18 protein-coding genes are annotated in these 24,376 nt (G+C 67.4%); 10 read left to right on the top strand and 8 right to left on the bottom strand.

Annotation, left to right across the window (positions count from 1 at the left end; genetic code table 11):
- The first annotated feature begins 94 nt into the window (after positions 1-94).
- Entirely contained in the window at positions 95-1,204 is a 1,110-nt protein-coding gene (locus CPZ00_RS10855; RefSeq protein ID WP_096390894.1) for an OBG GTPase family GTP-binding protein, read from the top strand.
- A 4-nt stretch (positions 1,205-1,208) separates the two neighbouring features.
- Positions 1,209-1,760 (top strand): TIGR04206 family protein, encoded by a 552-nt coding sequence (locus CPZ00_RS10850; RefSeq protein WP_096390893.1) that lies wholly within the window; start codon positions 1,209-1,211, stop codon positions 1,758-1,760.
- Between the two features lie 65 nt (positions 1,761-1,825).
- Here the strand turns inward: CPZ00_RS10850 and CPZ00_RS10845 are convergent, their stop codons facing one another.
- Entirely contained in the window at positions 1,826-3,268 is a 1,443-nt protein-coding gene (locus CPZ00_RS10845) for an MATE family efflux transporter (RefSeq protein WP_096390892.1), read from the bottom strand.
- Positions 3,269-3,408: 140 nt separating this feature from the next.
- Here CPZ00_RS10845 and CPZ00_RS10840 point away from each other — a divergent pair, with 140 nt between their 5' ends.
- From CPZ00_RS10840 to CPZ00_RS10825, 4 genes are all read left to right on the top strand, one after another.
- Complete coding sequence (locus CPZ00_RS10840) at positions 3,409-4,173, top strand: VOC family protein (RefSeq protein ID WP_096390891.1); 765 nt, start codon at positions 3,409-3,411, stop codon at positions 4,171-4,173.
- Between the two features lie 1,347 nt (positions 4,174-5,520).
- Positions 5,521-8,181: a BGTF surface domain-containing protein gene (locus tag CPZ00_RS10835; protein ID WP_157744228.1), complete on the top strand. Its 2,661-nt coding sequence runs from the start codon at positions 5,521-5,523 to the stop codon at positions 8,179-8,181.
- Between the two features lie 111 nt (positions 8,182-8,292).
- Positions 8,293-9,264: an archaeosortase A gene (gene artA, locus CPZ00_RS10830; RefSeq protein ID WP_096390889.1), complete on the top strand. Its 972-nt coding sequence runs from the start codon at positions 8,293-8,295 to the stop codon at positions 9,262-9,264.
- 90 nt (positions 9,265-9,354) lie between these two features.
- Positions 9,355-10,722: an NAD(P)/FAD-dependent oxidoreductase gene (locus tag CPZ00_RS10825; protein ID WP_096390888.1), complete on the top strand. Its 1,368-nt coding sequence runs from the start codon at positions 9,355-9,357 to the stop codon at positions 10,720-10,722.
- Positions 10,723-10,774: 52 nt separating this feature from the next.
- On the opposite strand, the gene CPZ00_RS10820 is transcribed toward CPZ00_RS10825, so the two are convergent.
- The 5 genes from CPZ00_RS10820 to CPZ00_RS10800 form a co-directional block, all read right to left on the bottom strand.
- Positions 10,775-11,521: a J domain-containing protein gene (locus tag CPZ00_RS10820; protein ID WP_096390887.1), complete on the bottom strand. Its 747-nt coding sequence runs from the start codon at positions 11,519-11,521 to the stop codon at positions 10,775-10,777.
- A 130-nt stretch (positions 11,522-11,651) separates the two neighbouring features.
- The gene (locus tag CPZ00_RS10815) at positions 11,652-11,909 is read right to left on the bottom strand and encodes an MTH865 family protein (protein WP_096390886.1); all 258 of its coding nucleotides are present in this window, start codon (positions 11,907-11,909) and stop codon (positions 11,652-11,654) included.
- A 79-nt stretch (positions 11,910-11,988) separates the two neighbouring features.
- Positions 11,989-14,190, bottom strand: a complete 2,202-nt coding sequence (locus tag CPZ00_RS10810; RefSeq protein WP_096390885.1) for a PKD domain-containing protein — start codon at positions 14,188-14,190, stop codon at positions 11,989-11,991.
- Positions 14,191-14,307: 117 nt separating this feature from the next.
- Positions 14,308-14,838 carry a DUF1102 domain-containing protein gene (locus tag CPZ00_RS10805; RefSeq protein WP_096390884.1) on the bottom strand — a complete coding sequence of 177 codons (531 nt, stop codon included), beginning with the start codon at positions 14,836-14,838 and terminating at the stop codon, positions 14,308-14,310.
- Positions 14,839-15,073: 235 nt separating this feature from the next.
- Entirely contained in the window at positions 15,074-15,433 is a 360-nt protein-coding gene (locus CPZ00_RS10800) for a response regulator (protein ID WP_096390883.1), read from the bottom strand.
- A gap of 185 nt (positions 15,434-15,618) precedes the next feature.
- On the opposite strand from CPZ00_RS10800, the gene CPZ00_RS10795 reads away from it, so the two are divergent.
- Positions 15,619-16,263, top strand: coding sequence for a DUF7344 domain-containing protein (locus CPZ00_RS10795; protein WP_096390882.1), 645 nt, complete (start codon positions 15,619-15,621; stop codon positions 16,261-16,263).
- A 48-nt stretch (positions 16,264-16,311) separates the two neighbouring features.
- On the opposite strand, the gene CPZ00_RS10790 is transcribed toward CPZ00_RS10795, so the two are convergent.
- Together CPZ00_RS10790 and CPZ00_RS10785 are read right to left on the bottom strand one after the other, a co-directional pair.
- Positions 16,312-18,093 (bottom strand): DUF7504 family protein, encoded by a 1,782-nt coding sequence (locus CPZ00_RS10790; protein WP_096390881.1) that lies wholly within the window; start codon positions 18,091-18,093, stop codon positions 16,312-16,314.
- Between the two features lie 81 nt (positions 18,094-18,174).
- Complete coding sequence (locus tag CPZ00_RS10785; RefSeq protein WP_096390880.1) at positions 18,175-19,365, bottom strand: hypothetical protein; 1,191 nt, start codon at positions 19,363-19,365, stop codon at positions 18,175-18,177.
- Positions 19,366-19,573: 208 nt separating this feature from the next.
- On the opposite strand from CPZ00_RS10785, the gene dph5 reads away from it, so the two are divergent.
- The 3 genes from dph5 (at position 19,574) to CPZ00_RS10770 (ending at position 24,365) form a co-directional block, all read left to right on the top strand.
- A complete protein-coding gene (dph5, locus tag CPZ00_RS10780) occupies positions 19,574-20,368 on the top strand; it encodes a diphthine synthase (RefSeq protein WP_096390879.1) in 795 nt (264 codons plus the stop codon).
- 72 nt (positions 20,369-20,440) lie between these two features.
- The gene (locus CPZ00_RS10775; RefSeq protein WP_096390878.1) at positions 20,441-21,679 is read left to right on the top strand and encodes a threonine synthase; all 1,239 of its coding nucleotides are present in this window, start codon (positions 20,441-20,443) and stop codon (positions 21,677-21,679) included.
- Positions 21,680-21,767: 88 nt separating this feature from the next.
- Positions 21,768-24,365, top strand: coding sequence for a DNA topoisomerase I (locus CPZ00_RS10770; protein WP_096390877.1), 2,598 nt, complete (start codon positions 21,768-21,770; stop codon positions 24,363-24,365).
- Positions 24,366-24,376 lie beyond the last annotated feature (11 nt).

The raw sequence follows: 24,376 nt of genomic DNA, 5'->3' as shown, positions 1-24,376 counted from the left end.
GCGTGTCGGGGACCGACCGACCGGTAACGCGCATCGGACCGGCGAAGGTCGCGAAGGAACAGGTTTAACGAACTGAGCGGCCGAGTAGCCCCTGATGGGACTGGAAGAGGAGATCGAGGACCTCCGCGAGGAGATCGCCGAGACGCCCTACAACAAGTCCACAGAGGCTCACATCGGTCGTCTCAAGGCGAAGCTCGCGGAGAAGAAGGAGAAGCTGGAGAACCAGTCCTCCGCCGGCGGCGGCCACGGCTACGCCGTCGAGAAGCACGGCGACGCCACCGTCGCGCTCGTCGGGTTCCCGAGCGTCGGCAAGTCGACGCTGATCAACGCCCTCACCAACGCCGACAGCGAGACCGGCTCCTACGAGTTCACGACGCTCGACGTCAACCCCGGAATGTTGCAGTATCGGGGCGCACAGATACAGATACTCGACGTTCCGGGGTTGATCGAAGGGGCTGCCGGCGGGCGCGGCGGGGGCAAGGAGGTCCTCTCGGTCGTCCGGACCGCCGACCTCGTCGTCTTCCTGCTGTCGGTCTTCGAGATCGAGCAGTACGACCGCCTGAGCGAGGAGCTCTACGACACCAACATCCGGCTCGACACGGAGCCGCCGAACATCAACGTCCGCAAGACGCACAAGGACGGCATCCAGGTGACGACGAGCGACGAGGTGAGTCTCGAGGAGGAGACGATCAAGCAGGTCCTCCGCGAGTACGGCTACGTCAACGCGCAGGTGACCATCCCGCACGACGTCACGATCGACGAGCTCGTCGACGGCGTGATGGACAACCGCGTCTACCTCCCCTCGATGGTCGCGGTCAACAAGGCGGACCTGATCGACAAGGACTACCTACCCACGATCGAGCGGGAGCTGCGCGACCGTGACATCGACCCCGAGGAGGCCGTGTTCATCTCCGCGGAGGAGGAGCGCGGCCTCGACGGGTTCACGGAACGCGTCTGGGAGGAGCTCGGCCTGATCCGGATCTATATGGACAAGCCCGGCCGAGGGGTCGACTACGAGGAACCGTTGGTCCTCTTCGAGGGCGACACCGTCGGCGACGCCTGCCGGAAGATCGGCGGCGAGTTCGAGGAGCGGTTCAAGTTCGCCCGCGTCTCCGGCCCGAGCGCGAAACACGACGAACAGCAGGTCGGACGGGACCACGAACTCGCCGACGAGGACGAGCTCAGGATCGTCGCTCGGAAATGATCACGTGACCGACGCTCGTCGCGATCGGAACGACGTGACCGCTGAGGAGGCCACGGCCGACGAACCCCGGACCGACGACCGGCTGGCGCTCGCCGCCACCGTGGGATTGCTCGTCGTTCCGGTGACTGTCATCGCCGGCGAGAGCACGTACACGCTCGTTTCGCTGTGGGGGCTGGTTACCGTCGCCATCGCCCCCGGCGGCGACGTCGCCGTCAGCGGCTACCCGATCTGGCGATACCTTCTCGAGCAGCCGCTGTCGTTCGGTGCACTCCCCACGTCCGTACGGGCGTGGCCGCTCGCGCTCGCGTTCCATCTGCTTGCCCTCGCGAGCGCGGCGACCGGCGTCGCGTGGGGTCGGGAGGACCGGCGTGTCACCGCCGGCCTGCTCGTGCTCGCCGGGATCGCGAGCCTTTCGGTCGCGGTCGGGATCGGATCCCGGTATGGTCTCGGGCCCCTGGGTGCCGTCTGGAGAGTCGTTCCGATGGCGGCGATCGGTGCGTGGGGGTGCGCGATCGCGTTGTACGGGCCGGCACTCCGGGAACTTCTGGGACGGTAAGCGGGTGACGGCCTCTCCGCCGAGCGGGCGAAGCGGTTGTCCTGTGTCGTTTACATTCCCGACGGTCACTCGGTGCCGCCGGTCTCGGGTCGATAGCCGCGGCTGACCGACTTCCAGGTCCCGGAGTCGAACCGCCAGTAGTTGATCGCGGCGGGCACGCCCGTCTCCGCGAGGAAGCCGAGATAGACGCCCCACAACCCCAGCGCGGTCGTCGCGCCGAGGTACGCCAACGGGATCGAGACGCAGAACATCCCGAGAAACTGGCTGAGGAACGGGATCGTCGTGTCGCCGCTCGCGTCGAGCGGACCGGCGGCGCCGCCGGCAATTCCCTGAAACACGATCGCCACGCAGGCGGCGTACACGAGCGTGACCGCGATCGGGATCGCGGGATCGCCGGGATCGTCGACGAACAGGCCGACGATCGGTTCGGCGAAGGCGGCAACCAGAACCGCCGAGACGAAGTACGTCGCGACCGCGAACCGGATGATGTCGCGGCCGTACCGCTCGGCGGTCGCCTCCGCACCGGTTCCGAGTTCCTGGCCGACGAGGCTCGAGGCGGCTAGTCCGAAGCCCCAGCCGGGCGTGTTCATGATTCCCCAGATCCGCCTGGCGATGACGAACGCCGCGACGACGTCCCGGCCGAAGATGTCGAGGATCGCAAGCATCGGGAACTCGGCGGCCGTCCACACGAGGTTCCGCGCGCCGACCGGCGCGCCGATCGAGACGAGATCCGAGAGGGTGCCGGGGTCGACGTACGTGCCGATCGGATCGATCCGGACCGGAAACGACCCGACTGCGGGTAGTCCGCCACGAACCAGCCCGACCGCGAAGGCCGCGGTCACCACGACGTTCGAGAGGACGGTCCCGATCGCCGCCCCGACGACGCCGAGATCGAGTCCGAAGATCAACACGGCGTTGAGGAGGACGTTCGCGACCGCGCCCCCGGCGCGCAGCTGCATCGCGGTGTAGGCGTCGTCGGCGCCGACGAGCACGCGGCTTCCGACGAGGTTGAGCGCGGCGAAGGGGATCCCGAGCCCGACCACCTGGAGGTAGCGTGCGCCCAGCTCGATCGCGCGGGCGTCGCTCGAGAGCAGCCCGATCAGCTCGGCCGGGACGAGCCAGAAGGTCGCCGCGACAGGGAGCGTGATCGCGACGACGAGCGTGACGCTCCCGCGGACCGCCCGTCCGAGATCCTCGCGGGCGTCGGCACCGTATCGTTGGGAGACCAGCGCGATCGTTCCCCCGGCGACGCCGCCGCCGATCGCGAACGCGAGCCCCCAAAAGGGGCCGGCGAACCCGACCCCGGCGATCGCGGCCGACCCCACCGCGACTCCGACCATCGCGACGTCGACGGCGTTCTTCGACATCCGGGCGATCCCCGTCACGACGCGCGGCCACGCCAACTCGGTCGTGCGGATCGCGCGCTCGCGGTCGATGAGACCGAGGCGAGCGAGCGCGATCCCGATCCAGCGAATGACGAGCCGGACCGGGTTCGGAGGACGGATCACGTGAGACATCCTTCGTTCCCGGCTCGTGCCTAAGGGGTTTCGCTCGCCGGCAGTCGTCTCCGGGAGCCGGTTCCCGCGCCGGCGTCACGGACACTCGAGGGCGGTATGCTTTTCCACGGGTTCGCCCAATCACGATCCGTATGAATTCGCTGCTCGATCACGTGATGATCCGCGTCGAGGACCTCGAGGAGAGCCTCGAGTGGTACCGAACCAACTTCGGCTACGAGGAGACGGGCCGGTGGGAGGCCGACACGTTCACGAACGTCTATCTCGGGCCCCCGGGCGGCCACGAGGACGGCGCGCTCCTGGAGCTCACCTACAACCACGACGACCGGACCTACGAGATGGGCGACGCGTGGGGTCACATCGCGGTTCGGGTTCCCGAGGACGGCCTCCAGGACGCCTACGACGAGCTACTGGCCAACGGCGTCGAGGACTACCGCGACCCCGAGTCCTGTGACGACCGGTACGCGTTCGTGAAGGATCCGGACGGCCACGAGATCGAGCTCGTCAAGCGCGACCACGGCGCGAAGTGGAGCCTCGACCACACGATGATCCGCGTCGAGGACGCCGACGAGGCGATCGGCTTCTGGGCGCGCAAGTTCGAGTACGAACCGGCCGGCCGTTGGGAATCCGACTCGTTCGCGAACTACTTCATGGAGCCCGCCGACGCCGCCGAGGAGGCGATGTCGGTCGAGCTCACCTACAACTACGACGGCCGCAGCTACGAGTTGGGCGACTCCTGGGGACACCTCTGCGTCCGTACCGACGACCTCGAGAACGACTGGGAGACGCTGATGGAGCGGGGGGCGACCGACTACCGCGACCCCGAGTCCTGTGACGACCGGTACGCGTTCACGACCGACCAGGACGGCCACGAGATCGAGATCCTGAACCGGGAGTAGCGCCCTCGTTCTTCCGATCTGTCCCGTTTTCGTTTGTTCACCTCGATCCGTATTTAGTTTTTGAGATTACATATTTGAGTGACATTCACTGCTCGGCCGCAGGCTCACTTTTTGCAATAATCGACTGTTTAAATAAATGCTTTATTAACTCCCTATTGCTATTAATTGAACTCCCTAGGTAGTGGTGATATCGGCGACGTTCGTCGGACGTGGTGGCCGGCGTCGCGGCGCATATCGCTGCGCCCCGGTGTGGGTTCGTCCACTATGACGAGGCAGACCCTTACAACTCGATCGGCGATACGGACCGTTCTACTCATCGCGATCATCGTTACGGCGGGCGTTGTTCCGGGTGGGTTCGCCGGTAAATCGACGGCGATCGACACGAATAATAGCTCGATTACTGCATATAGTGATAATATAAATAAAGATTCTCAGCACGAGATTATCACTGACTTTAATTCATCATCTAAGACATCTAACCTAAGCGACATAGTACTCGATTATAATGAGCCAGTGTTTGACAGAAACATCTCCTCTTCAGATATTACAGTCTATTATGAAGGTACAATGACGGAGCACGATATCTATACTGAGGTTATCTATTCAACCCAACAAGATTTTGACACCATTGATGTAGACGGCAGCCGTCTTTTACTGAACTTTAGCCAACCACTTGAGATCCGTGATGACGGACTATTAATCGTATATCTCAATGATGGTGGTGATTATACCAACCAACAAAAATCCGGAAGTAAACTGACGAATCCATCTAATCCGGGCAGATATGGTGTAGATGTCCTTTTACAGACTGGTGCTAACTCACTCACTAACGATCTCACTGGACGGGATGAAGTTAACCTTGAATTAAACATACGTGATCGAACAATTACTAATATATCTACATCCGAGATTGATCTAACAAATAACACTCAAACGACGGTGGTTGCTGAGACTGGTAACTCGACTACGGAGGCGACTCTTGGTATTGATGACTCCAATAATGGGAGTGTTGATCGTACCTATTTAAATAAGTCAATTCCCGATAATGTTGCTACATTCACACTTGGAACTACTAGTGGCGACATTATTTTAGATGAATCTACCAGGAATTATACTGTGGGTGTTTCTGGTGATTCTGGAATTACTACTGGAGATAAAATATCAGAGATGGAATCAACATCGGTTATTGAAGTTGTTGGCTCTACTCTAGATACAAATATTACTAACTCAGTCGACATTAACCAAGAATTTGGCATATATAATATTAATTTAAATAATACTGGCAAGTCGACGTATAACGACACGGTCGAACTCGTCGTGAATGGGTCGGTTTCGGACACCCGATCGGTGACGGTCGCACCGGGGGCTACGGAGACCGTCGAACTGACCCACGATCTCGAGAACGCGTCGGCCGGCGAGACGCTCGACGTGACGGTGCGCGGCGACCACGACCGAGTGAGCGGGACGACCAAGGTCGTCGACCCGCCCCACTACGCGCTCACGCTGAACGAGACGACGTACGACCACGAGCGCAACGGGAGCCGATCGCTTCCGATCGCGGGGACGATCACGAACGTCGGCGGCGCGAACGCGACCGATCCGGTGTCCGTGACCGTCGATCTCGGGTCGGGATCGGTGCGTCGGACCGCGACCGTCGACGGCCTCGACGCCGGCGAGTCACGCTCCGTCACGGTCACGTTCGATGACGACGCGCTCGAGCCGCTTGCCGATGGGACGCATCCGATCGTTACGACCGAATCAGCCACCGACGGAACTGCGAATGCCACCCTCTCGCTTTCGACCGCGGACGCAACGACCGTGACCGACGACGGGACGAACACGACCGAGACGACTGATGAAACGAACACGACCGACGACACTGACGGGATGGACTCCGAGGAATCGACTGACGAGGACGGGTCGGCGGCCGACGAGTCCGATTCGGGAGCGTCCGACGGCGGAACCGGAACGGGAACGTCCGGCGGCGGGAGCAGCGGGAGCGGCGGTGGCGGAGGCGGTAGCGGAGGCTGGGCGGGGCCCGTGAATGACGGTGGCGCCACTGTCAACGGCAGCGACAACGGGACGGTTGCCGGTCCTGACCGCGGGATCGTCGGTCCCGGATCGGTCTCGCTTGCCGAGCCGATCGTCGACGCGACCACCGGCGGCGTCGTCGAGATCACGGTTACGGCGGACGAACGCGCCGATGGCGGGGCGCTCGTGATCGGGAACGAAACGACCACGGGGTACGAGGCGACCGCCCGGATCACCTCCTTCGGCGACGCCGACGCGGTGACGGTCCGGTTCAACACCTACACGGCGGGCACGACCGCCGGCTCGGTGGTCGTGCTCGATCCGGCGTCGGCCGCCGCCGGTGCAGCGATCGAGTTCGACCCGCAAACCGACCAGAGCCTCCGATCCGACGCGCTAGCTCCCGGCGAGTACCCCGTCACCGTCTCGACCGCGCAGCACCCCCGGACGGCCGTCGCCAACCCGGCCGACGTCGGTGTGCTCACGCTTGCGCCCGCGGACTCCGGAACCGCCTCCAGCTGGACCACCTCGGCAGGGACGGCCCGGTCGATACTCGCTGCCGACTCGCCGGTTGCGGCGCTCTCGACGGCCCGCGCGGAAGGAACGGTCACGCGGAGCGAGACGGTCGCGTACGGCGACGTCGCAGTCGTTCGGATCGACTCCGCGAGCGTCTCCGGGCTGTTGGCGTTGGCGGGCGAACGCCGCCCCGACGCGGGGGCCACGGAGCGGTTCCGCGCCCTTACGGGTCCCGACTGGTCGCCGATCGACGGGACCGGGACCGACGTTACAACCAGTACCGGGACCGGCGATCTCCACGACGACGCGGGTGAGAGCCCGCCGATCGACCTCGATCTGACCGAGACGCTCGACGACGACGGCGTGAACCGTTCGCCCCGGACGATCGCTCCCGGCGCGAGCACGATCGAGGTGGTTCCCGATCACGACCGCGACCGCGTCACGCTGCTCGTGGACACCGCCGAACTCCGGTTCCAGGACGGCTCCATCCTCGATCCGGCCGCCGAACCGGCGATCTCCCTCGGCTTCTCCGTCACCGATCCGCGGATCCAGCGAGCGGCCGACCGCGGGACCGACCCGGTCGGCTGGCCCCGGATCGTCGAGCCGCGCCGCCAGGGGCATCGTGTCGGGACCGCCGCCGACCGTCCCGGCCACCTTCGTCCTCTCGTGTCCCTGGAACGCCACCCCTCGTACGGCCTCTCAACGGTCCCGTCCGGGATCGAGACGCCGCCATCGGCCCTCGAGATCACGCCGCTCTCGGGCGGCTCCGAGGCAACGACCGGATTCACCGTGGTCGAACGCGACGTCCGGTTCGCGGCAGACCCGTACGACGCTCACGCCGCGCCGGACCAGTCGTTCGCCGGCTCGACCACGCTCGCGCCGGGAACCGAGTTCACGGTTCGAATTCGGCCGATCGCCGCGTCGGAGTCGGAGTTTCGTGGCCGCAACGAGTCGGTTCGGGTCGCCGCCGACGGGACGTGGTCGGCAACCGTCGATCTCTCCGCGCTGACCGTCGGGGATCGGTATCGCGTGTCCGTCCACGGCCTCGACGGGGTCGAATCGCGGCCGTCCGTTGAGGGCCGGATCCGGGCTGCCGATCCGGCCACTGAGGCGATGACCGGGACGCCGCCGGCCGCGGTCGACAGCCCCGCCGCTGGCGAGGGACGGACGAGCGGTGCCGGTAGCGGTGCCGGTGGTGGAAGTTCGGGGGCTGACGAGGTCGACCGGCCGGCCGATGGATCCGGGGATGCGAGTGGCGAAGCGGGCACCGTCGGTGATGGCCACGGTGTCGTCGAGGTGGTCGGTAGGAACGTGGAATCGGTCGTCGGCACGCTCGCTGCGGATCCGACCGGTAGCCTCCTCGCAGCGTTCGAGGCGATTCGGGATCGGATCGACGTCGAATCGATCGCGTCGGGGATCAGCATAGTGCTGTTCGCTTTCGCGACGTATCGTCGCGTTCGATAGTCGACTCGACCGGGCGGTTCGACGTCGAGACGCGATCGTTGACGACGACGTCGCCGTAATCCGGTTTCCAACGACAAGGGCTTTATTCGGCGCTCCCGTCACTCGTGGTGTATGCTTGACGTGCTCGGACAGTCGGTGCTCACCGCGCTGCCCGATACGTTCACGTTCGCGTGGCTCGTCGCGATCCTGTTCGCGATCGGCGCCCTCCTCGACCGCCGCGGGCTTCCAGCCGGCCGGTCGCTTGCGGCGGGTGCGTGGGTACTGTTCGGTCTCTTCTGGCTCACGATGGTGCCGTACTTCGCCTTCGAACACCAGAGCTACGTCGAGAGCGTCCTCTCGCTGGTCGCCGTTCCCGCGTGTACCTACGCCGGATACCTCCTCCACCGCGGCCGGGAATCCCTGTTCGTCCTGACGCGCGCGGTCGCGGCGATGCTGTTGATCTATCTCCCGTTCGAGACGATCCCGGCGATGACCGTCGGCGGGGTGACGTTGCCGGAACCCAAGCGAGTGCTCATCGAGATCGTCGCCGCCCAGACCGCGACCCTCATCGACCTCCTCGGGTACGCGCCGACGATGATCGAGAGCTCGGAGGGCTACTGGGCTACCTTCCGGTGGGTCTACGGTCCCGAGGAGCACGTCATCCTCGTGTCGGTCGTGCTCGCGTGTACCGGCATCGGGAGCATGGCGATCTTCGGCGGCCTCATCGCCGCCGTCGACGCCCCCGTCTCCCGGAAGCTCCGCGGACTCGCCGTCTCGATCCCGCTCATCTACGTTCTGAACATCGCCCGGACCACGTTCATCACGATCGTCACGGGCAACCAGTACATGCACTGGCAGCCGGAGCTCGTCCTGGCGATGTTCGGCGCGAGCGACCCCTACCGCGTCTCCTTTTTCGTCTCCGACCGGATCCTCAGCCAGCTGCTCGCCGTCGTCGCCCTCATCGGGATCACCTACCTCGTGGCCCGGCAGCTTCCGGAGCTCGTGGTCGTCCTCGAGGACGTCCTCTACGTGCTGACCGGGGAGGAACACGACCTGCTCGAGGCGCTCGAGCTCCCGCGGGAGCCGACGAACGTCGACCGGTGAGGAACGTCGACCGGTGAGGAACGTCGACCGGTGAGGATCCTCGCGGCCGTCCCTGGGGACGCTTTTGTGGCTCGACCGTGAATCCCGCGTATGAACGACACCGAGAGGGTGGTCGCCGTCGTCGGCGCCGGCCCCGCGGGGCTCGTGGCGGCGGCACGGCTCGGGGAGGCGGGCGCCGACGTGACGGTTCTGGAACGCGAGGACGCGGTTGGCGGACGCGTTCGAAGCCGAACCGTCGACGGCTTCACGATCGACCGCGGGTTTCAGGTGCTCTTCGACTCGTATCCGGCCGCCCGCGCCGAGCTCGACCTCGAGGCGCTCGACCTCCGGGCGTTCGCCCCCGGGGCCGTGATCTGCCGCCCCGGATCCCGATCGACGATCGCCGATCCCCTCCGTGACCCGAGCGCGGCCCTCGAAGCTGCGTTCTCGCGGGAGATCACGCTCGGAGACAAGCTCCGAACCCTCCGGCTGAAACGCGAGCTGCTGCGCGGGGCGGCGGCGGGCGCAGGTCCGGTCGGCGGCCTGCGCTCCGGCTCGGCAGCAGGCTCCACGTCATCGGCCGGATCGACACCGACAGCCGGACCGGACGAATCCATCCGGTCGTTCCTCCGGGACCGGGGCTTCTCGGAGGCATATCTGGACCGGTTCATCGCCCCTTTTTACGGTGGCATCACCCTCGATCGATCGCTGTCGACGTCCGCGAGCGTCTTCGTCGAGACCTTCCGCGCGATGAGCGACGGCCGGACGGTCGTACCGGCGACGGGAATGGGTGCGATCACCCGCCAGCTCGCCGAGCGAGCGCGGGACGCCGGCTGCACGATCCGCCTCGAAACGCCGGTCGAGGAACTCGAGGTCGATGACGCGGACGCGAGCACTGGCGGCGTTCGACTGCATACCGCGGGCGGTTCCGAGACGGTCGCCGACGTGGCGGTCGTCGCGACGTCGCCGCCGGAGGCGCGCCGGCTCACGGGCGTCGAGTCGATCCCGACGGACGGCGTCGGCTGCATCACGCAGTGGTACACGCTTCCGCCCGGCCGTTCGCTCGGAACCGGTCCCCGAATCCTGTTGAACGCGGGCGGCGAGCGCCCGAACACGGTCGTCCCGCTCGGCGCGGTCGCCCCGGAGTACGCCCCGGACGACCGAACGCTGCTTGCGGCCACCTTCGTCGGCGACGAAGCGTTCGATCGTGATGACGAGACGCTCGCGGCCGAGACCGAGCACGCGCTCGCCTCGTGGTTCCCGGAGCGCTCGCTCGACGGGCTGCGAACCCTCGCGACCGACCGAACCCCGTTCGCGCAGTTCGCCCAGCCGCCCGGGTTTCGGGAGACGTTACCGGACCCGACCGCGCCCGCGGGACCGGTCGTGCTCGCGGGCGAGTACACCGAGTGGTCGTCCATTCAAGGGGCGCTCGCCAGCGGCCGGCGGGCGAGCGAGATCGTGCTCGAGTCGGGGTCGTGAGGCCCGGTCGCTGCCGTGGCCGCACCGTCCACACCGCGGGATTCCACGGTGATCAGCGTCGCTCCCGCCTCGATCGCCGCGCTCTGGCGGTCGCGGTGGCAGCCCGCGACCGGTCGGCCGCCGGCCGCGGCGCGGGTTCGACGGTCCCGTCCGCACGTCGGCAGTACTCGGTCGCCGTGGCGTACGCCTCCCGAACCCGGCGGAACGCCTCCTCGTCGCCCCCCTGGTCCGGATGGACGTCCTTGACGCGCTCGCGGTAGGCGCGTTTCACGGCCTCCTCGTCGGTCGATCGAGGAAGCTCCAGCTCCGCGAAGGCCGTCGCGACCGGATCCGAGCCGGGATCGCCCGCGGTTCCGAATCCGCCACTGCCCGGGCCGCGAGTCGGGTCGTCGATCGAACTCGCATCCGGCGTGTCGAACGGGAGCCGGTCGCCGAGCCCGCGGCCGGGCAGCTCGTGTTCACAGAGGACGGCGGCGATGCCGGCGCGCTCAAGCCGGAAGAACTGCTGGGCGTCGAACGTGATGGCGACCTCCCGGTCCGGGAGATAGAAGTCGACGGGGTCGCCGGCGACGGGATGGTCCTCGCGGAACCGCTCGTCGATCGCCGACAGGTACGACCGGATCTCCGTCCGGCGTCTGGCGTCGCCGTCGACCGAGGCACCCGCTGCTGGTGCGCCGCCGGCCGGCAGCAGCCGGTCGCCGAAATAAAAGAGGACGACGACGCCCCCCGTCGCGAGCGTTCCGACCCCGATCCCGATCAGGAGCCACGCCGGCAACGGGGGAAGCGTATCGACGACCACGGGTTGTCACCGTCTAGTGCGCCCACGCGTAAGAACCGCTCGACGGGAGCTGTCGACGTCTCCACGTTGGGATCGGCACCGGACGGCGGCGTCGATCAGATCAGACCAGATCAGACCAGATCAGATCATATCAGATCATATCATTTTTCTTGAGCCCGGCGATGATGTCGTCGACGAACTCCTCGACCGACTCGTACGGGAACTCCTGCTCGCCGCCGAGCTTGGTGGCCAGTTCCATCGCGGTGAAGCGCACGTCCCCGGCCTCGAAGGTCGTGCCCGGGCCGTTCGGCAGCGCGGGAACGAGATCCATCTGGTTCTCGACGGGGAACTCCGCGCCCTCGAAGGCCTCGGTGAACTGTGCGCGAAGCTCGGATTCGACGTCAGTCATAGGCGGAGGTTTCGGAGCGAACCAAAAAGCGTTGTGGAACGGCGATCGGCCGGTCAGACCGGAGATCAAAACCGCCGAATCAAACCGCCGGAACCGGCTCCGTGAGCGTGGAGACGATGCGAACCGACGTCCCCTCGAGCGACCCGGTTCGGTCGCGCACGTTGCGGGCGGTCACCCGGATCCGGTAGTTCCCCTCGGGGTCGAGGTCGGTCCCCGGCGGTACGACGATCGCCTCGTTTTTAGCTGCGTACTCCCGGTCGCCGACGATCTCGAGGCGCTTGCGGACGATTTCGGTGCCCTCCGCGTCGACGATCTCGATGGAGATCGTATCGAGCGCGACCTGGGGATCGACGACCGTCAGTGCGCCGATCTCGAAGCGGTTGGTCTCGAGGCTCACGCGGGGGTCCTCGAAGACCGTGATTCGGGGGCCGCGACCCTCCGGGACGATGCGCCCCCACGGGAGGTAGCGATAGGCGGCGAGGATGAGTCCGAGGGCGGTCAGCGACAGGAGCGTCTGCCAGAGGACCGTGCTGCCGCTACCCAGCGCCGAGAGTCGGGAGGCGACCGACCAGCCGGTCGCGACCGCGATCCGCTCGGTGGTCTCGGTGGCGGCCCCGTACTCGTCGGCCACGCGCACGTCCACCACGTGCTCGCCGGGTTCGAGGGGGTGGGTGACCGTCTCGCCGGTCTTCGTGGTGCCGTCGGCGAACGTCCAGGTCACCGTCGCGTCGCCGACCTCGTTCGTGACGTCCGCGGTGAGGGTCGCCGTCTCGGCCGCCCGGTCGTACTCCGCGGAGACCTCGGCGGTCGGCACGTCGTTGGCGATGACCGTCCGGCGGACCGTGTTCTCGCGGCCGAGAGCGTCGCGGACGGTGAGCCCGACCTCGTACTGGCCCGGCTCCGCGAAGGTGTACTCGAGCGTCCGGCCGTTCCGGGTGGTCCCGTCCGGCAGCGTCCACTGGTAGGTGACGTCCGGGTCGACGAAGACCGCGAACGGCGAGAAGCTGCGCGTGCGTGCGGAAACGACCACGTAGTCCTCGGTCGTCTCCGTCACCCGAGTGTCGAGCAGCTCCCAGCCGTTCTCGGTCCGGTGGCCGAGGGTCGCGCCCGAGGGGTCGGCGTCGCCAAACTGGTCGCGGTCGACGCGCAGCCGCACCGTGGCCGGGCGATCCCGGCGACCGTCGGACGGCTCGATGTCCACCGCGCGCACGATCCGGTCCTGCTTCGTGATCCCGCTCGAGACGCTGATCGTCGACCGCTCGCCCGAGAGTCGGGCGGGCTCCCCGACGGTCGTCACGATGGTGCCCTTCGCGAGGTCGATCGCGTCCCCCTCGGCGCCGCCAGCTGCGCCCGCACTTCCTGCGCCGTCACCGTCGTCATCGACCCCGTCGCCGTCCTCGTCTTCCGCCGTCGAGATCACCGCGCGTGGGTCCTGGTCGGCGGCGGTGGTGTCGATCGCCTCGAGGTCCTCGTTCGAGAGTTCCCGGACGGTGACCCCCGTATCGCCCGCCGACCCCTCGCCGCCGTCCGCGTCGGACGTCCCGTCCTCGCCCGGATCGCCCTCGAACTCGACCTCCACGCCGGTCTCGGAGTCGATCACGTCCTCGCCGGGCGCACCGCCCTCCGCACCCTCCTCGCCGGGCGTCGTTCCGGGGGTCTCCTCGCCCGGCACGCCCACCCCGCCTCCGCCGACGCCCCCACCACCGCCGACGCCCCCGCCGCCGGATCCGGGCGTTTCGGGGCCACCGTCGGACGCGTTCTCGTCGGTGTCGTTACCGTCACCGACCTCCTCCTCGAGCTCGTAGCCGGTGTGGATCGTCACGCTCGTGAGGAGCCGGTCACCTTCCTCGATGCCCCGGCTGTCGAGGCCGACGTTCACGACCACGCGCTCGCCCGGCGCGAGCGTGACGGCGTTCCCCTCGCCCTCGATCGGCGTTCCGCCCTCGTCGCTCGTCATCGACACTCGCTCGCCGCCGTCGTGGGTCACCCACACGCTGACGTTTTGGGTGTCCTGATTGTGCAGGTAGAAGATCCGGTCGACGGTCGTGTACGACTCCGCGTTCACGCCCGGATCCGTGAGGTCGATCCGGAGCTCGCCGTCGTCGTCGCTCACCACGTAGTTCCCGTTCGTTCCGTTGGTGGCGCCGAACGCGACGTCCGGCTCGCCGTTAAAAAGGGTCTCCGTCGGCGACCCGGCCGTCCCCAGCACCGCTCCGGTCGCCACTACCGCGCCGATCGCGAGTATGACGGCGAGGGCAGCGGTGATGGAGCGTGGGTTCATCGTGGAGTGGTGGCTAGTCGTGGTGGTGTGCCGAGCCGTCCTCCGTCAGGAGGAACGTGGGATCGAACGTCGCCTAGTTAGCGCGGTCCGAATCGTTGTGAGGGGAGGGTGACTGGGTTAGTTATCCGTGCTCTCGGCGACGAACTCGATGCTGTCGATGAGGTCAGCACCATCGTCGAGCCCGGAATCGCGAGTGTCGATCTCCATCGAGATCTGAACCGTATCACCGGGTGAGAGGGTGACGGAATTTTCGCCGTCAGTGATGTTCGTTCCCGACCCAGCCGATCCGTTATAGATGTTGACATACTCCGGGTGCGATCCGTTCGTGTTCACGTGTAGATTGATCTCATTCTGGCCATTGTTCGTGACATTCATCATCCCATTTATGGCGGTGTATGAGTTCACGTTGACCCCCTCAGCACCCTGTGGGCCTCCGAGCTGAATCTGGACTTCTCCGCCATCGGTCGTTACATACTCTCCGTTCTCGGGACCAGGTTCCAACGCGAGCAGTGCGGATGCATCACCGGAAACGTTCACGTCAGCTGTCCGTTCCGCCTCCACCGTGGTGAACGCGCCCGTGGCCGTGACGACGGTGATCGCTCCGAAGACCAATACCAGCGCGAGCAGCTTTCCTTTGGGTCGTGCCATAGTTGTTGTCTCCTTGTGTACGCATCGGCGCGGCGGGCGGGTGCCCCCGGCCGGCGTCTCTATTGAATAAATATACCCCTACCCTCTTTGTAAGCCCGGCCTACTCGGGAGTTATGGTCATCTAACGATCCGGATTCGGCAGTTAGGGCACCCTAATATGCCGAATTCGGGGGTTTGATGCGTTTGGTGTGTTGTCGTGTGACGTGGTATGTTGGGAAGTTAGCACGCACCACGATCAGGGTGACCGTGCCTCGTCGATCGTGTCGAGGAGGTCCTGCTTGCTGAAGGGCTTCGTGAGGTAGGCGTCCGCGCCGGCGCCGGCGGCGCGGTCGCGGGACTCGTCGGTCACCATCGCGGTGCTCATCACGACCGCGACGTCGGGGTTGGCGCGTTTGATCGCCCGGGTGGCCTCGATCCCGTCGGTGCCGGGGAGGTTGACGTCCATCACGACCACGTCGGGGGCGGTGCGCTCCGCCCCACGGATCGCCTCCTCGCCGGTCGTTGCGACCCCCACGACCGTGTGTCGTGGGGTGAGAAACCCCCGTAGGAGCGCGCGCTGCATGTCGGTGTCTTCCACGAGGAGGACGTCGACCATTCGGGAGAACCATAGGATACTGTCGACGAATAGTTAAATACCCAACTACTTCGGTCGGCCGTTCGTGACGATCGGCTCGCAGTCTCCCGTTTAAAAACGTCCGTCGTGTTTGAAAACGTCGCTCGATCGAACGGATAGGAACACTTACAGGAATCCGTTCGGGTTATACGACCACCATCGCTGCCATGGCCTCTCCATCGCCATCATCGATTCTCTCCACGCTTCGGTCGTCGGTTCGGACCTCCCTCGGACTGTCTCTATCCTCGGGCAGCGAGGGCGACGGAGGCGGCGATCGACTCACGCAGGACGACGTCTACGACATCCTCTCGAACAAGCGTCGCCGGTACGCGATCCACTACCTCAAGCAGGTGGACGATCGGGTGGCCGTTCGCGACCTCGCCGAGCAGGTGGCCGCCTGGGAGAACGACAAGCCGATCGATGATCTCACGTCCCAGGAGCGCAAGCGCGTCTACATCTCGCTGTACCAGGGCCACCTCTCGTCGATGGACGACCGCGGGCTCGTCGACTACGACGAGGACCGCGGTACGGTGGTGCTGTGTGACGCGGTCCGGAACGCCGACGTCTACCTCGAGGTCGTCGACCCGCGGGACATCCCCTGGGGACAGTTCTACCTCGGGCTCAGCGCCGCCAACGCGCTGCTGATCGGACTGACGTGGCTCGAGGTAGGCCTGTTTGCGGAGGTCGGTGCGCTCACGATCGCGGTCGTCGTCCTCACCACGTTCGCGATCTCGGCGATCGTCCAGACGCTTCGTGACGGCCGAATCCGGCTGGGCGACGAGGGGCCGCCCCCGGAGCTCCGGTCGGCGTAGCGACCACGTCGACACGCCGGGAGCCGGTCCAGCGCCGCGGTTGCGGCGTCACTCGTGTTCCACGTCGACCGTTCCATCCGGACCGATCCGAACGATGACGTCGAAGATGGGCCGGAGGGTGCCGACGACCATCTCGTGGTGGGCATCCGGGTCCATATGAAAGTGCGCACGGCCTCCGCTTGCGGAGAGCCGTCGGGTCAACACGTGGAGGAACCGGAACAGCTTCTCGTCGGACACGTACTGCTGGAGCGCGGTCAGCGAGTGGAGACAGAAGACGACCGGCCGGTCGTCGGTCTCCCACTCCGAGAGCTGTTTGGTGATCAGAATGCCGAGCTTCGAGAGATTCGATGGCTTCGAGACGCGCGTGAGCGAGACCGACTGCCCGCCGCCGGTCGTCTCGGAGGCGACCGACCGGGGGCCGCCGTGGCTGCCCACCTCGATCGCGGCGATCTCGCCGGCGTCGATGCCGGCCCGGTGACACACGTCGATCCGCTCCGCCGCCGGCTCCTCGATGGCCACGATCAGGACGTTTCGGGCGTCGGAGGCGCCCGCCGGGGTACCAGCATCGCCGGCGTCGAGCAGCCGTCCGCAGGCCGTCTCCGAGACGGGCCCCGAGAGCGAATCGAGCACCAGCGCGTTCGACCCCGGATCGAGCACGTCGAACGCGGGCAGGTCAGCCGCCTCGGCGTCCGACTCGGGCGCCGCCGGTCCGGCGTCGGCCTCGTGGTCGGTGCCGTCCCATACCTCCGGGTCGCCCGAGGAGGGAGTCCCGGTCGTCGATTCGAGTTCCTCGCCCGAGTCGACGCCGTCGGAAGCTGTGGGATCGGACGGCGTCCCGGCGTTCGCGGCTCCCGACTCGGCCGAGTTCCGATCTGACGGTGCGTCTGCCGGTGACTCCCGATCGGACGTGGACCGCCCGGCCACCGCCGTCGGATCGCTCCAAAGCCGTCCCGATCGCTTCGACGATCCGGCACGCTCATCCGGTGTGCCCGCGTCCGGAGCATCGTCGGTTCGGTCGTGCTCGTTGGATCCGGTCGTCGGTTCGGCCGTGTCGCTCGGTTCGGCCGTGTCCTCCTCGACCGGATCGATCGTGATGCCGTCGCGGCTCGACGGTTCGGATTCCGCCGCGTCGACCGCCGACGCCGAGTCGGTCGTCGATTCGGCATCGGGTGGGTCGGACTCGGCATCGGGTGGGTCGGACTCGGCATCGGGTGGGTCGGACTCGGCATCGGGTGCGTCGGCCTCGGAAGCGACTCCCAGATCGGTTCCAGTGGCGTGATCGTCGTCGGTGTTCGAATCGGCCGCGTTCCAGAGCCGATCGTCGGTTTCGGGGCCAGCCACGTCCGCTTCCGACTCCCGTTGCGGTTCCGGGGCTCCCGATCCAGTCGCAGCGTCGTCCTCGTCGTCGACGGGTGAGTCCGCACCGGGGCCCTTCCCGGCGGTCCCCGCGGTGTGACCGCCTCCCGTCAGTCGTTCCTCCTCGGGGGGTGCGTCACCCTGAAACCACTCCCACTCCTCCTCGTCGTCAGCGCCTCGACCGGCATCGGCGTCCGTCGCGGGGTCGTCGACGCGTCGTTCCGGATCGCTTTCGATCGTGGATTCGGACGCTGCGGTGGATTCGGACTCCGTCGTTCGTTCAGCCCCGGACGTCGGTTCGGCCGACGTCGGTTCGTCCGTCACCGATTCACCGTTCTGCACTTTCGTTCGGAGATCGCGGAACCGGCTCCCGCGTCGCCCGGCGTCGTCCTCGCGGGCAGTGCTCCCGTCGCTCGTCGAGTCGGAGGTCCCGTCGTGATCCGGGTCGTCCGTTCCGTTCGAGTCGTCGCTCATCGCGGGTCCTCCCGGATCGGTTCGTGACCCGACTCCGAAACGGGAACCGGGTTCGGCGGCCGACGTCCCGTCCAGGCCGCCTCAGCGGTCACCGTCGGAAGGGTCGTCGTGTGGTTCCTCGACGCGAGCGCCGTCGGCCGCGTCGAAGGGGGGATCCGGCGTTCCCGTCTGCAGCGTCGGGGACCCGAAGGGGTTCCATCCAGCCGGCTCCACGTCCCGGAACGTCGCGGTACAGTTCGGACACTGGGGTGCGTCGAGCATCGCGAGATCGACCGTTTCGCCGCAACCCGCGCAGTCGGCCGACCGGATCCCGTCGGCGATCGCGTCACGCCTGAGTGCGGCGAGTCGCTCGTTCTCGGCGAGCTTGGATCGAATCGACTCGAGCTCGGATTCGACCGTCGATTCGACCGTCGCCCCGACGTCGTCGACCCGATCGTCGACCGCGTCGATCCGGCCATCGAGGTCGTCGATCCGGTCGAGGAGGTGTTCGAACAGTGCCTCGATCTCGTCGAACTCCTCGTCGATCCAGCCCTCCAGCTCGTCGAACCCGCCGTTGACCTCGTCTTCGAGCCCCTCGATCTCGCGATCGAGGGCGTCCTCGGTGGCGTACCGCGCGAGGTCCGCCTCGGTGACGAAGTCGTCTGCGTCCTCCTCGAGCGTGGTCAGGCGCCCGTTGATGCGGGTGAGGTCGTCGGAGATCCGGTCGGTGTAGCGCTCGTGACGTCGGCGCTGGTCCTCGACGTCGAGCGAGAGGTCGTGGATCTGCCGGCGCAGGTCGTTCGAGCCGTCCGTCTCGGGTGAATCGGCACGGAGCGTTTCCAGGAGCCCGTGGAGGACGTTCTGGAGGTCGACGTCGACTTCGCCGGGGGCGGCGCTGCCATCGCCGGCGGCGTCGTCGGGCGCGACAGCGTCACCAGTCTCGCCGGTCCGGTCGGTCTCGCCGTTCTCGCCGGTCCGGTCGGTCTCGCCGTTCTCGCCGGTCCCGTCGGTCTCGCCGTTCTCGCCGGTCCCGTCGGCCTCGTCAGTCCCGGATTCGGGATCGTGCGTCGGGTCGGCGAATCCCAGGACGTCGGATTCGGTCGGGTCGGATTCCTCCGGTCTCCCGACCTCCCCGAGGGTCCCACCCTCACCGCGGATCCCGTCGAGCTCGTCGAGCACCCAAAACGAGGAGATGAGCTGGTTCAGCAGCTCCTGCTCGGTGACGCCGCGGGACTCCGCTGTCTCGGAGACCCACTCGGCGAACAGCTCGGTGTCGGACGGGGAATCGGTCATACGGTCAGGGTCTGATGCCATCGTCTCAAGCGACTCGTGTCGTTCGTCTGAATGTTAGACCACGGCTGAATAAAGGTATCGGGGAAAACCTCCGCTACCTCGGCGGTCTCCCGTCGGCGTGTTGCGTCCGTCGGACGGGGTCGGGCTCGCGCCGCCGCCGCAGTCCGAGTGCGGGATTTATAAGCGATCGCGACGCCGAGGGGTCGGTATGCTCACCTTCATCGGGCTCGGACTCCACGACGAGCGATCGATCACCGTCGAGGGACGGGACGCGTTACGGGCGGCCGACCGTGCGTTCGCGGAGTTCTACACGAGCCGGCTCGTCGGGGCCGACCTCGCGGACCTCGAGGCGTACCACGGGACGGCGATCGAGGTTCGGGACCGGGCCGGCGTCGAGCAGGACCCCGAACCGATCCTCACGGCGGCCGCGTCCGGCGACGTCGCGTTCCTGACCGCCGGCGACACGATGGTCTCGACGACCCACACCGACCTCCGGCTCCGTGCCGAGGATCGGGGGATCGATACGCGCGTGATCCACGGAGTGACCGCCCAATCGGCCGCCTCCTCGCTGACCGGACTGCAGAACTACCGGTTCGGCAAGGCGGCCACCCTGCCGTTTCCGTACGCCCACGGCGGGGAGGGGGTTCCCGACAGCGTGATCGAGACCATCGAGGCCAACCGCGAGCGCGGACTTCACACCATCGTCTACCTCGACATCAAGGTCGGTACTGGCCCCCGCGGCGCCGATCCGGACCACGAGGAGTATATGACCGCCGATCACGCCGCCGCTCTGCTCGCCGACGACTGGGCGGACGTCCTCGGCGTCGTCGTCGCTCGTGCCGGCAGCCCGGACGCGGTGGTGGCCGCCGACCGCCTCTCCGCGCTGGCCGACCGATCGTTCGGCGATCCCCTCCACCTGCTGGTGATCCCCGGCGACCTCCACCACGTCGAGGCCGACGCGCTGGCCGGCCTCGCCGGGGCGCCGGCCGACCTGTTGCCGTGAGGCGTACTCGGTCGCTTCTGAATCGTCGGCGCGGACGGGAAGCGATTAGTCGTCCCGTCGGAAAGTGCGCCTATGGAGACGACTGACGCCTTTATCGGACTCGCGTGTCACGACTGCGGGGCCGCCCACGACCTCGCGGCCGCGGCCCGCTGTCCAGACTGCGGCGGACCGCTCGACCCGACCTACGACTACGACGCCGTGGATCCGACCGCGATCGAGGAGGCTGCCACCGTTGAAGGGACCGCCACGGACGGGATGTGGCGGTTCGACGCGCTCCTTCCGTTTCCGGCCGCGTCGGCGCTGTCGGCGCGGGAGGGCGGCACGCCGCTGGTCGCGGCCGACCGGCTGACGGACGAGCTCGACGTCGCGGAGGTGTTTATAAAGGACGAGGCGCGCAATCCGACCGGGACCGCCCTCGACCGCGGCCTGTCGGTGACGATGACGGCCGTTTCGGAACTGGACGCGGACACGGACTCCGACGAGGACGCGGACGACCCCGGCGTCGTCGAACCGCTCGTCTGCGCCTCCCCCGGAAACGCGGGCCAGTCGATGGCCGCCTACGCGGGGCGGACGGGGCTGCGGTCGTACGCGTTCGTCCCCTCCCGGTGTGCGTTCTCGAACAAGGCGATGACGAACGTCCACGGTGGCGAGATGCGCGTCGTCGGGGGACGACACCCGGACGCGGTCGCGGCGGTCGACGAGCAGCTCGCGACCGACTACACCGACCTGACGGAGTTCGCGACGCCGTTCCGACACGAGGGCGCGAAGACGGTCGCCTACGAGCTCGCCGCCGATCTCGGGTGGACCGCACCGGACGTGGTCGTCGTCCCGACCGGCAGCGGGGAGTTCGTCGTGGGGATCGCCAAGGGCTTCCGGGAGCTCGAAACCCTCGGACTGATCGACGCCCGGCCGCGGCTCGTCGCGGCCCAGGCCGAGGGCTGTGCCCCGATCGCCGCCGCGCTCGAACGTGGGATCGACGAGCCGGAGCCGTGGGATACCCCCGACACGATCTGCGGCGAGCTGGAGATCGCCGATCCCGCCGGCGGCGCGTGGGCGGTCGAGGCGGTCCGCGAGAGCGGCGGGCGCGGCGTCACCGCCGGCGACGACGAGATCCTCGAGAGCGCCGTGACGGTCGCCCAACACGAGATCCTCGAGATGGGCGCCGCCGGGGGCGCCGCGCCGGCGGGCGCCTGGGAGCTGGCCGAGGACGGATTCTTCGAGGGCGACGAGACCGTGGTCCTGCTCAACACCGAGGCCGGACTCAAGACGCCGGACGTGCTGCGCAGCCACCTGATGGGACAGGGGATCTGAGAGGAGGCCCACCGGATCGCGACGACCGGAACGGAACACGGTCGCCGGCACGAAAGGTTTACGCGAGCCAGTTGCCTACCTCGCGGCAATGAGTCGCGGCCCCGAACTGATCATCACGGAGAAGGACAACGCCGCCCGGCGGATCGCGGACGTCCTCAGCGGGGAGTCCGCCGAGTCCGACCGGGTGAACGGCGTGAACGTCTACAAGTGGGGCGGAAAGCGGTGCATCGGCCTGTCGGGCCACGTCGTCGGGGTCGACTTCCCGGCGGAGTACGACGACTGGCGCGACGTCGAGCCCGTCGAGCTGATCGACGCCCCGGTCAGCAAGCAGCCGACCCAGGAGGGCATCGTCGTGGCCCTGCGGCGGCTCGCGCGCAACGCCTCACGCGTGGTCATCGCGACCGACTACGACCGGGAGGGCGAGCTGATCGGCAAGGAGGCCTACGAGCTCGTCCGCGAGGTGAACGAGGACGTCCCCATCGACCGCGTCCGGTTCTCCTCGATCACCGAAAACGAGGTGCAAAACGCCTTCGCGAACCCCGACGACCTGGATTTCGACCTGGCGGCAGCCGGCGAGGCCCGACAGGTCATCGACCTGATGTGGGGCGCCGCGCTCACCCGGTTCCTCTCGCTGTCGGCAGGCCAGCTTGGCGACGACTTCATTTCGGTCGGCCGAGTGCAGGGTCCGACGCTCAAGCTAATCGTCGACCGGGAACGCGAGATCCAGGCGTTCGACCCCGAGTCCTACTGGGAGCTGTCGGGTGCCCTCACCAAGTCGGGCGGCGACCCCTTCGAGGCGAGCTACTTCCTGCTGGACGCGGACGGCAACGAGGCGGACCGGGTCTGGGACGAGACCGTCGCGGAGACCCTTTCCCGTGCCCTCGATGCGGCCGACGGCGCGACCGTCGACGACGTCCGGCGCCGAACCCGCACCGACGACCCCCCGGCGCCGTTCAACACGACGCAGTTCATCCGCGCCGCGGGGTCGCTCGGCTACGGCGCCCAGCGCGCGATGTCGATCGCCGAGGACCTGTACACGGCGGGATACATCACCTATCCCCGAACCGACAACACCGTCTATCCCGACGACCTGGACCCCCGAGAGCTGCTCGAGGCCTTCCTCGACACCGGCTTCGGCGAGGACGCCGAGACGCTGCTCGACCGGGAGGCGATCGAGCCGACCGAGGGCGACGAGGAGACGACCGACCACCCGCCGATCCACCCGACCGGCGAGATCCCCGCCGCCTCGGACCTCTCCGAGGACGAGTGGGAGGTCTACGAGCTGGTCGTCCGCCGCTTCTTCGCCACCTGCGCGCCCGCGGCCACCTGGGAGCACCTGCGCGTGGTCGCGCTCGCGAACGACGAGGCCACCGCGATCGCCGCCGAGGCCGATCCCCGGGCAGCGCTTCGGGACCCCGAGGCGGCCGAGTCGGGCCAGGAACCCTCCCTGGCTGCCGACGGCGGGCTTCGGCTGAAGGCGAACGGGAAGCGGCTGCTTTCGGCCGGCTACCACGACGTCTATCCCTACCGGTCCTCGAGCGAGACGATCGTTCCCGACGTCGAGGTCGGCGAGGAGCTGGCGCTGACCGAGCGGCAGCTCGAGGGCAAGGAGACCCAGCCCCCGCGGCGGTACGGGCAGTCCCGGCTCATCGAGGAGATGGAGTCGCGCGGCGTGGGGACGAAGGCGACCCGGCACAACACGATCGAGAAGCTCTACGACCGCGGCTACATCGAGAACGACCCGCCGCGTCCCACCAAACTCGCGGAGGCGGTCGTCGAGGCCGCCGAGGAGTTCGCCGACCGGATCGTCTCCGAGGAGATGACCGCACAGCTCGAGGCGGATATGCAGGCGATCGCGGCCGGCGAGGCCGACTACGAGGACGTGACCGCCGAGTCCCGGGAGGTGCTGTCGGCCGTCTTCGAGGCGCTCGCCGACTCCCGTGAGGAGGTCGGCGACCACCTGCGGACGTCGCTCAAGGCGGACAAGCGGCTCGGTCCCTGTCCGGAGTGCGGCTCCGACTTGCTGGTCAGGAAGTCCCGGTACGGCTCCTACTTCGTGGGCTGTGACGGCTACCCCGACTGCGAGTACACCCTTCCGTTGCCCTCCACCGGAAAGCCGCTCATCCTGGATGACGTCTGTGAGAACCACGACCTCCACCACGTGAAGATGCTCGCGGGGCGGAAGACGTTCGTCCACGGCTGCCCGCAGTGTCAGGCCGACGAGGCCGACGCGACCGAGGACACGGTCATCGGCGACTGTCCGGAGTGTGGCGAGACGGAGGGCGGGGATCTCGCGATCAAGCAGCTCCGCACGGGCTCCCGGCTGGTCGGCTGTACGCGCTATCCCGACTGCGAGTACTCGCTGCCGCTGCCCCGCCGCGGCGAGATCGAGATCACCGACGAGACCTGCGAGGAACACGACCTGCCGCACCTCCGGGTGCACTCCGGCGACGAACCCTGGGAGCTTGGCTGTCCGATCTGCAACTACCGGGAGTTCCAGGCCCGCGAGAACGGCTCGGAGCTCGAGGCGATCGACGGGATCGGCGAGAAGACCGCCGAGAAGCTGGCCGACGCCGGCGTCGAGGGCGTCTCGGCGCTGACCGAGGCGGACCCCGACGACCTGGCCGAGCGCGTCGACGGCGTCGGCGCGGACCGGGTTCGCGACTGGCAGGCGAAGGCGCAGTAGCGGCGACGGTT

It is taken from the genome of Halopenitus persicus (assembly GCF_002355635.1).
In the GTDB taxonomy this organism is placed as follows: domain Archaea; phylum Halobacteriota; class Halobacteria; order Halobacteriales; family Haloferacaceae; genus Halopenitus; species Halopenitus persicus_A.
The sequence above is the reverse complement of the archived record's forward strand: the minus strand, read 5'-3'. Positions and strand labels throughout refer to the sequence as shown.